The following is a 9,380-nucleotide window of genomic DNA, read 5'->3' as shown; positions in this document are numbered from 1 at the left end:
GTCCCCGAAATCCCGGCTCCCCCGGAAGCCCCGCCCACTTCCGCTGCCCCCGCTCGAAACCGCGGCGGTCCACCACGGTGCAGCGAATCCACTTGACCAGCACCGCGCCATGGTAAGGCCAGAGAACGTGGCACCGGTCACGCTCCGGCGGAACGCTCGCCCCACGTGCGTCGCTGTGCGTGGCAGGATGGACAACCGGCCGTCACCGCTCGGCAGTTCAGGGCGCCGGGCAGGGCGGGGACCGGGGAAGGGGAAGTCTGTGAACGGCCTCAGCAAGGGGACCGGCAAGGTCGAGATCGCGCTGCGGTGGGACCCGAGTCCGGCGGGAGAGCCACCCGCCGACCTGGACCTCGTCGCCGGGACGTACGCGGCGGACGATCCGTACGGCGAGCCCTCGTACATCGTGCACTTCGACAGCCGCTCCCCCGACGGCACCATCTATCTCAACCGGGACAGCAAGGACGGCAAGGGCTTCGGCTTCGACGAGGTCATGACGATCGAACTGGAGCGGCTCGACGCCCGGTACGCGCGCGTGGTGGTGGGTGTCGCCATACAGCAGCGCGCCGAGGACCGGACCTTCGCCGACGTGACCAACCCGGGTCTGCGCATCCGCGAGGGCTACACGGACCTGGCCGCGGACGACTTCACCGGCGTCCTCGGCGCCACCGCGGCGACGGTCGCGGAGTTCGTCCGGGACGAGACCGGGGCGTGGGAGTTCCGGGCCGGGGTGCACGGCTTCGAGGAGGATCCGGCGACGTTCACCCGCGCCATGGGCGCGGCGCGCCGTTCCTGATCCCAGAGGTATGAGTAAGGGGCGTCCGCCCTGGCGGACGCCCCTTACTAAACGGTGATCAGGCGGCTTCAGTGGTATCGGCGGAGAACACTCATTCCCGGCGTGCGCTAATCCTCGGCATCTGATCCACGATCGGGAAACGCACGCAGCCTCAACTGGGGCGCCCGGTGATCGGCGAGCCATCGCATCCGGTCGTCATCCGTCGCGAGCCCGGCTCGTGCGGCCTGGGTCCACTCCTCTCGGTCGAGCACCTCAAGGTAGGTCGCCCTGAGCGCTTCCTGTTGCGCCGCGGTGCATCCCGCAGCCTCGGGAGGCTCTGTAGTCAGGTGCTGGGCGAGCACCGCGATCGTGAAGTAGCGCTCGATCGTCGGGCCGAGCAGACCCACATGGCGGGCATGAGCTTCCAGGACCGATGCCGAATGGGGGTAGTGAGCGAGGGTGAGTCCCATCCCCCCACAGTCACTCATCTGATGGAGTAGGCGACCGACGTGGTCGACCATCTCGCTGTCACGGTCGAGGTCTGCCAGTGCCTCATGGAGTTTGGCGACTGTGGCGACGTTGCCGGCGAAGTATCCATTGAGGAAGTCGCCGTCACAGGCCCTGCGAAGCAGCCAGGGTCGGGCAGTCGGGTCGTCGAGTCTGCAAAGCGCTTCAACGACATAGACGCGTCCCCAGCCGGTGACGCGCTCCGCCAGCCAAAGCAAGGCCTCGACTCCCCCTGCCTGCCGCTCGAATGCGTGCGCCGCGAGTGGCCCGAAGCTGTTGGAAAGCAGTCCGATCGTTTGAATCAGCGGGATGTCGTCGGCTGTGCCCACGGCAGCCAGCAGGGCAAGTCCAACGGTGACCGCGCATCGATCGGTCCCGTATCGGACCAACCAGCGGCCCGTGTGGCGAACGCGTTCTCTGGCCGCCCGCTCAGCCGCGGCGGCGATGTGCTCGTTCTGGTGAATCGGGACGTAGACGTCGTGGAAGGCATCGGCCAGTTCGCTGGGCAGGGCAGAAGCCCTGGCGAAATGCGCGTCCAGGACGAGGACGACGTCCCTGCCGGGGGAATGCCGGTGCTCGGGTGTCTTCGGGCCTCGCCGACGACGGTGCAACTCGTCGTCGGGATACGGTTCCCCGTCTCGCGGAAGGGGCTCCCCTGGAGCCGACCGATGTAGCAGGAGTGCGTGATCGAACAGCGATGTCGATGACCCGGGCAGTCCCGTCCCGGTCGTCTCGCTCATCGGCGGACGGAGGACTCGATTCTCTTGATCATGGCTCGGAGCATGCCACGACGGCAACCGCCGCGACAAGCCTCCGACTCGGCGGCGGGTTGCATCAAACGCAACAGCCAGGCGTCACGCGCGTCAGGGCGGTGGAGCCGCGAGATCGGCCCCACCGCCCTGAACAGCTAGTTCACCTCAAGCGAGTGCTCTTGGTCAGCTGCAACCGCTGGTCGAGCCGCAGCCCTCGCAGATGTAGCAGGAACCGGCCCGCTGCATCTTCGTACCGCAGGAGAAGCAGAGCGGGGCGTCCGCCTGGATGCCCAGCTGCATCTCCACCAGTTCGGCGCTGGTGTGCGCCTGCTGCGGGACGGGCTTGACCGCCTCGACCTCGGTCTTCGGCGTGGCGACGGCCTTCAGCTCCTGGGCGCGCGGCGCGGACTGCGCCAGGCCCTCGACGTCGACCTCGTCGTCCGAGGGCTCGTACGAACCCGTCTCCAGGTGGCGCTGACGCTCCTCGGCGGAGTGGATGCCCAGCGCGGAGCGCGTCTCGAAGGGCAGGAAGTCCAGCGCCAGGCGGCGGAAGATGTAGTCGACGATCGACTGCGCCATCCGCACGTCCGGGTCGTCGGTCATACCGGCCGGCTCGAAGCGCATGTTGGTGAACTTCGAGACGTAGGTCTCCAGCGGCACCCCGTACTGGAGGCCGACCGAGACCGCGATGGAGAAGGCGTCCATCATGCCCGCGAGGGTCGAGCCCTGCTTGGACATCTTCAGGAAGACCTCGCCCAGGCCGTCGTCCGGGTAGGAGTTGGCCGTCATGTAGCCCTCGGCGCCGCCGACCGTGAAGGAGGTGGTGATGCCAGGACGACCCTTCGGCAGACGCTTGCGCACCGGGCGGTACTCGATGACCTTCTCGACGGTCGCCCGGATGGCCGCCTCGGTCGTCTCCGTGACGGCGTCGGCCTCGGACTTCTCCTTCTCCTTGGTCTTGGCGGAGAGGGGCTGACCGACCTTGCAGTTGTCGCGGTAGATGGCGAGCGCCTTGACGCCCATCTTCCAGGCCTCGAAGTAGACCTCCTCGACGTCCTCGACGGTCGCCGTCTCCGGCAGGTTCACCGTCTTGGAGAGCGCGCCCGAGATCCACGGCTGGATGGCGGCCATCATGCGGACGTGGCCCATCGCGGAGATGGAGCGCTCGCCCATGGCGCAGTCGAACACCTCGTAGTGCTCGTGCGCGAGACCGGGGGCGTCGATCACGTTGCCGTTGTCGGCGATGTGGGCGACGATCGCCTCGATCTGCTCCTCCTGGTAGCCCAGGCGGCGCAGGGCCTGCGGGACGGTGCCGTTGACGATCTGCATCGAGCCGCCGCCGACCAGCTTCTTGAACTTGACCAGCGCGAGGTCGGGCTCCAGACCGGTGGTGTCGCAGGACATCGCCAGGCCGATGGTGCCGGTCGGGGCGATGACGGACGCCTGGGAGTTACGGAAACCGTTCTTCTCGCCGAGGCGCAGCACGTCCTGCCAGGCCTCGGTGGCGGCGGCCCAGACCGGCGTGTCCAGGTCGTCCATGCGGACGGCCTTGGCGTTCTCGTCGGAGTGCTGCTTCATGACCCGCAGGTGCGGCGCGGCGTTGCGGGCGTAGCCGTCGTACGGACCGACGACCGCGGCCAGCTCGGCGGAGCGCCGGTACGACGTGCCGGTCATCAGGGAGGTGATGGCGCCGGCCAGGGCGCGGCCGCCGTCGGAGTCGTACGCGTGGCCGGTCGCCATCAGCAGGGCGCCGAGGTTGGCGTAGCCGATGCCGAGCTGGCGGAAGGCGCGAGTGTTCTCGCCGATCTTCTGGGTCGGGAAGTCCGCGAAGCAGATGGAGATGTCCATCGCGGTGATGACCAGCTCGACGACCTTGGAGAAGCGCTCGGCGTCGAAGGACTGGTTGCCCTTGCCGTCGTCCTTCAGGAACTTCATCAGGTTCAGCGAGGCGAGGTTGCAGGACGTGTTGTCCAGGTGCATGTACTCGCTGCACGGGTTCGAGCCGTTGATGCGACCGGACTCCGGGCAGGTGTGCCAGGCGTTGATGGTGTCGTCGTACTGGATGCCGGGGTCGGCACACGCCCAGGCGGCCTCTGCCATCTTGCGGAAGAGCGACTTGGCGTCGACCTCCTCGATGACCTCGCCGGTCATCCGGGACGTCAGTCCGAACTTGGAGCCGTCCTGGACGGCCTTCATGAACGTGTCGTTCACGCGGACCGAGTTGTTGGCGTTCTGGTACTGGACGGACGTGATGTCGTCGCCGCCCAGGTCCATGTCGAAGCCCGCGTCGCGCAGGGCGCGGATCTTCTCCTCTTCCTTGACCTTGGTCTGGATGAAGTCCTCGATGTCAGGGTGGTCGACGTCGAGGATGACCATCTTGGCGGCGCGGCGGGTGGCACCGCCGGACTTGATGGTGCCGGCGGAGGCGTCGGCGCCGCGCATGAAGGAGACCGGCCCGGAAGCGTTGCCACCGGAGGAGAGCAGCTCCTTGGAGGAGCGGATCCGGGAGAGGTTCAGGCCGGCGCCGGAGCCGCCCTTGAAGATCATGCCCTCTTCCTTGTACCAGTCGAGGATCGACTCCATGGAGTCGTCCACCGACAGGATGAAGCAGGCGGAGACCTGCTGCGGCTGGGGCGTGCCCACGTTGAACCAGACGGGGCTGTTGAAGCTGAAGATCTGGTGCAGGAGGGCGTAGGCCAGCTCGTGCTCGAAGATCTCGGCGTCGGCGGGCGAGGCGAAGTACTTGTTGTCCTCGCCGGCCTTCCGGTACGTCTTCACGATGCGGTCGATGAGCTGCTTCAGGCTCACCTCGCGCTGCGGGGTGCCCACGGCCCCGCGGAAGTACTTGCTGGTGACGATGTTGACCGCGTTCACCGACCAGAACTCGGGGAACTCGACGCCACGCTGCTCGAAGTTGACCGAGCCGTCGCGCCAGTTGGTCATGACGACGTCACGACGCTCCCAGGCCACCTCGTCGTAGGGGTGGACTCCGGGAGTGGTGTGGACGCGCTCGACGCGGAGTCCCTTGCCCGCCTTGGTGCCCTTGGCGCGGGAACTCCGTGCCGGACCGCTCGCCGTCTCTGTCATGCCGCCTCCCTGTACGGGCGAAAACGCCCTGAAGTGCCGCGTTTGTTCCCGCAGCACGGTGTTTCTGTCTGGTGCCGAGGACATCTCTCACTGCGTCCCCGACAGGTCTTTGTGACGCGCCGCCGTCCGGCCGGGCCCCGGCGCCGAAACCGGGTCCGGCCCGCCGGTCAGTCGGCGGCGCCGGCGGGCTCGGGGACCTGTGCCGCCCCCGTGGACCCGCGGTCCTTCTCGTGCTCCCGGCTCCCCTCGACGGCCCCGTCGCCGTCGTCGCCGGGCTGCCCCGTCGCCTCCCTGAGCTCCGCGATCGCGGCCTCGAAGTCGTCGAGCGAGTTGAACGCCCGGTAGACGGAGGCGAATCGCAGATAGGCGACGAGGTCGAGCTCCTGCAACGGGCCGAGTATGGCCAGCCCCACGTCGTGGGTGGTCAGCTCGGCGCTTCCGGTGGCCCGCACCGCCTCCTCGACCCGCTGGCCGAGCTGGGCGAGCGCGTCCTCGGTGACGGGCCGGCCCTGACACGCCTTGCGCACACCATTGATGATCTTGGTGCGGCTGAACGGTTCGGTGACCCCGGACCGCTTCACCACCATGAGCGAGCACGTCTCCACGGTCGTGAAGCGACGGGAGCAGTCGGGGCACTGGCGGCGCCTGCGGATCGACGTGCCGTCGTCGGTCGTACGGCTGTCGACGACACGGCTGTCGGGGTGCCTGCAGAAGGGGCAGTGCATGGCTTCCGAACCCTCCTCACAGCAGACTCCATAGCCTCGAAAGGCCCTCCAGGCCCCTCGAAGCAGCCCCCAGCATAGGCGATCTCGGTGGGCTCGAAGACCCGGGGGACCACAACTTATGGGCTGCTGCTGCAATCCAACCACTAGATGTGGGGATTGGCGTATACAAACACGCCCCGCACGCACGCCGTCTCCGTACGCACAGGCCCGCCCGCCCCCACACACCCGGACGGGCGTATCGCCAGGAGGCATGCGGAGATAGCGTGGGCACCGCGCGGAGGGGACGTGGGACTACCGCAACAGATGCGGGCCCCACCCCGTCGAACGGGCTGCTGGATGGCAGACTGGGGCGACATCCCCGAGGTTGTCACCACGGCGGTGAAGAGTACAGCAATGTGCCCTTTTGATGTGTTTTCGCCCGTAGGCCACCGCGGTAGCCATACACCCAGACACGCAGCACGAGCGAGCGATTCGCGATTTTTCACTCGAACGTGTGTTTGGCGCAACCTTTCGAAAGCTACTACCGTTGTGCAGCAGGGAGACCATCGAGAGGGGCCGACGTGACCACCACCGCCGACAGTGCCACCATCACTGGCCAGGACCGCCCCCAGGGCCGACCTGAGCCGACGCACGCGATGAGCGACGCCGCGAATCCCGAGGGACACAAGCGCTCCCTACCGGGCCGACCTCCCGGCATCCGGGCGGACAGCTCGGGGCTCACCGACCGCCAGCGCCGGGTGATCGAGGTCATCCGCGACTCCGTGCAGCGCCGCGGATACCCGCCGTCGATGCGGGAGATCGGGCAGGCCGTCGGCCTCTCCAGCACCTCCTCCGTCGCCCACCAGCTGATGGCGCTGGAGCGCAAGGGCTTCCTGCGCCGCGACCCGCACCGCCCGCGCGCCTACGAGGTGCGCGGCTCCGACCAGGCCGCCAGCGTGCAGCCGACGGACACCGCGGGAAAGCCGGCCGCGTCGTACGTCCCGCTCGTCGGCCGCATCGCCGCCGGTGGCCCGATCCTCGCCGAGGAGTCCGTCGAGGACGTCTTCCCGCTCCCCCGGCAGCTGGTCGGTGACGGCGAGCTGTTCGTCCTCAAGGTCGTCGGCGACTCGATGATCGAGGCCGCCATCTGCGACGGCGACTGGGTCACGGTCCGCCGCCAGCCGGTCGCCGAGAACGGCGACATCGTCGCCGCGATGCTCGACGGCGAGGCCACCGTCAAGCGCTTCAAGCGCGAGGACGGCCACGTCTGGCTGCTCCCGCACAACTCGGCCTACGAGCCGATCCCCGGTGACGACGCGACCATCCTCGGCAAGGTGGTGGCCGTACTGCGTCGCGTCTGAGCGCCACGGCGGGCGGGCACGCCACGACAGCGACCCGCCGACCCGACCGGGCCCCGGAACCTCTGCGCCGGTTCCGGGGCCCAGCGCTGTGCGGGATCCGCGCGCGGCGCGAGGCCGGTGCTCAGGTGCCCTCCGTCTCCTGAGCACCCTCCGTCTCGCGCGCCTTCGCGTCGATGGCGGCGAGGGACCTGCGGACCTGATTGCGGTCGGTGGTGAACCAGAAGTCGGGCAGGGACGCCTTCAGATAGCTGCCGTACCGGGCCGTCGCCAGCCGCTGGTCCAGTACGGCGACCACGCCGCGATCGCCCGACGCCCGTACGAGCCGGCCCGCGCCCTGCGCCATCAGCAGGGCGGCGTGGGTGGCGGCTACCGCCATGAAGCCGTTGCCCCCGGCCTCCTCCACCGCCTTCTGGCGCGCGCTCATCAGCGGGTCGTCCGGACGCGGGAAGGGGATCTTGTCCATGACGACCAGCTGGCAGCTGGGCCCGGGGACGTCGACGCCCTGCCACAGCGACAGGGTGCCGAAGAGACAGGTCGCGGGGTCGGCCGCGAAGTTCTTGATCAGCTCGCCCAGGGTCTCCTCGCCCTGGAGGAGGATCGGGTACTCCGGAATGCGGGAGCGCAGCTCCTCGGCGGCCAGCTGGGCGGCGCGCATCGAGGAGAACAGGCCCAGGGTCCGGCCGCCCGCGGCCTGGATCAGCTCCGTCAGCTCGTCGAGCATGTCGCCCCGGTCGCCGTCGCGCGCGGGACGGGCCAGGTGCTTGGCGACGTAGAGGATGCCCTGCTTGCGGTAGTCGAAGGGCGAGCCGACGTCGACGCCCTTCCACTGGGGCACGTCGTCGCCCTCGGTGCCCTCGGGTGCGAGGCCGAGGGAGGCCCCGACCCCGTTGAAGTCCCCGCCCAGCTTCAGGGTCGCCGAGGTCAGGACGACCGAGCGGTCGGTGAAGAGCTTCTCGCGCAGCAGGCCCGCGACCGACATCGGCGCGACCCGCAGCGAGGCCCCGAACCTGTCGTGCCGCTCGTACCAGACGACGTCCCACTCGGAGCCGTTCGTGATGCGCTCCGCGACGTCGTGCACGGCCTCGACGGAGGCGAGGGCCTGCTTGCGGACGGCGTCCTCGTCCTGCACGGACTTGTCGCGGGTGGCGCCGATGGCCGAGATGACCGTGCGGCAGGCGTCGCGCAGAGCCATCAGGGCATAGCCGAGGTCCTCCGGGATCTCCTCCAGGCGGCCCGGCAGCGCCAGCTCCATCAGCCGCTCGAAGCCCTCGGCGGCCGTCTGGAGCTGGTCGGCGGCCTTCTCGTTGGCCAGCTTCGCGGCGCGGCGCACCGCACGGTTGACCTGGCCGGGGGTCAGCTCGCCGGTGGCGACGCCGGTGACGCGGGAGACCAGCTCGTGCGCCTCGTCGACGATCAGCACCTCGTGCTGCGGCAGGACGGGGGCACCCTCGATGGCGTCGATCGCGAGCAGGGCGTGGTTGGTGACGACGACGTCGGAGAGCTTGGCGCGCTCGCGGGCCATCTCGGCGAAGCACTCGGCGCCGTAGGCGCACTTCGTGGCGCCCAGACACTCACGGGAGGAGACCGACACCTGCGACCAGGCCCGGTCGGAGACGCCCGGCGTGAGGTTGTCGCGGTCGCCGGTCTCGGTCTCGTCGGCCCAGTCGCGCATCCGCAGCAGGTCCTGGCCCAGCTTGCTGGTGGGGGCGGCGGCCTCGAACTGGTCGAAGAGGCCCTCCTCCTCGTCCTGCGGGGCGCCCTCGTGCAGCCGGTGCAGGCACAGGTAGTTCGACCGGCCCTTGAGCATCGCGAACTCCGGGCGGCGGCGCAGCTGGGGGTGGAGCGCGTCGACCGTGCGGGGCAGGTCGCGCTCGACCAGCTGGCGCTGGAGGGCCAGCGTCGCGGTGGCCACGACGACCCGCTCCCCGTGCGCGAGCGCGGGCACCAGGTAGCCCAGGGACTTTCCGGTGCCGGTGCCGGCCTGGACCAGCAGATGGGAGCCGCCGTCGATGGCTTCCTCGACGGCTTCGGCCATGGCCACCTGGCCGGGGCGCTCCGTACCGCCGACGGCGGTGACGGCGGCGTGCAGGAGTTCGGGGAGTGAGGGCTTCGTCATAGCGCGACCACCCTACGACCCGGCACTGACAATCGGGCGGGCAAGGCGGGTTCGAGGGACGCGAGGGGCGATGCGGGGGGC

6 protein-coding genes and 1 pseudogene are annotated in these 9,380 nt (G+C 69.3%); 2 read left to right on the top strand and 5 right to left on the bottom strand.

Annotated elements, in window-relative coordinates:
* A pseudogene (locus DMH12_RS34905) lies at positions 1-118 on the bottom strand (DUF4937 domain-containing protein); the annotation flags it as partial.
* A gap of 141 nt (positions 119-259) precedes the next feature.
* Between DMH12_RS34905 and DMH12_RS34900 the strand changes: the two are divergent.
* Positions 260-793, top strand: a complete 534-nt coding sequence (locus tag DMH12_RS34900; RefSeq protein WP_161328809.1) for a TerD family protein — start codon at positions 260-262, stop codon at positions 791-793.
* Between the two features lie 107 nt (positions 794-900).
* On the opposite strand, the gene DMH12_RS34895 is transcribed toward DMH12_RS34900, so the two are convergent.
* The 3 genes from DMH12_RS34895 to nrdR form a co-directional block, all read right to left on the bottom strand.
* On the bottom strand, positions 901-2,019 hold the full coding sequence (locus DMH12_RS34895; protein ID WP_185832728.1) for a hypothetical protein: 1,119 nt from the start codon (positions 2,017-2,019) through the stop codon (positions 901-903).
* Positions 2,020-2,214: 195 nt separating this feature from the next.
* Positions 2,215-5,118: a vitamin B12-dependent ribonucleotide reductase gene (locus DMH12_RS34890; protein WP_125495340.1), complete on the bottom strand. Its 2,904-nt coding sequence runs from the start codon at positions 5,116-5,118 to the stop codon at positions 2,215-2,217.
* Between the two features lie 167 nt (positions 5,119-5,285).
* On the bottom strand, positions 5,286-5,843 hold the full coding sequence (nrdR, locus tag DMH12_RS34885; RefSeq protein ID WP_125495339.1) for a transcriptional regulator NrdR: 558 nt from the start codon (positions 5,841-5,843) through the stop codon (positions 5,286-5,288).
* A 560-nt stretch (positions 5,844-6,403) separates the two neighbouring features.
* Between nrdR and lexA the strand changes: the two genes are divergently transcribed.
* Positions 6,404-7,183, top strand: a complete 780-nt coding sequence (gene lexA, locus DMH12_RS34880; RefSeq protein ID WP_125495338.1) for a transcriptional repressor LexA — start codon at positions 6,404-6,406, stop codon at positions 7,181-7,183.
* A 121-nt stretch (positions 7,184-7,304) separates the two neighbouring features.
* Here the strand turns inward: lexA and DMH12_RS34875 are convergent, their stop codons facing one another.
* Positions 7,305-9,299 (bottom strand): ATP-dependent DNA helicase, encoded by a 1,995-nt coding sequence (locus DMH12_RS34875; RefSeq protein ID WP_125495337.1) that lies wholly within the window; start codon positions 9,297-9,299, stop codon positions 7,305-7,307.
* Positions 9,300-9,380 lie beyond the last annotated feature (81 nt).

Source organism: Streptomyces sp. WAC 04229, from assembly GCF_003947455.1.
GTDB lineage: Bacteria > Actinomycetota > Actinomycetes > Streptomycetales > Streptomycetaceae > Streptomyces.
This window is presented reverse-complemented; position numbering and strand designations above follow the sequence as displayed.

Excerpts from the sequence above, each read along its gene's own strand:
- DMH12_RS34890 (WP_125495340.1), bottom strand. The coding sequence starts at position 5,118 with ATGACAGAGACGGCGAGCGGTCCGGCACGGAGTTCCCGCGCCAAGGGC.
- DMH12_RS34875 (WP_125495337.1), bottom strand. The coding sequence starts at position 9,299 with ATGACGAAGCCCTCACTCCCCGAACTCCTGCACGCCGCCGTCACCGCC.
- DMH12_RS34895 (WP_185832728.1), bottom strand. The coding sequence starts at position 2,019 with ATGAGCGAGACGACCGGGACGGGACTGCCCGGGTCATCGACATCGCTG.
- nrdR (WP_125495339.1), bottom strand. The coding sequence starts at position 5,843 with ATGCACTGCCCCTTCTGCAGGCACCCCGACAGCCGTGTCGTCGACAGC.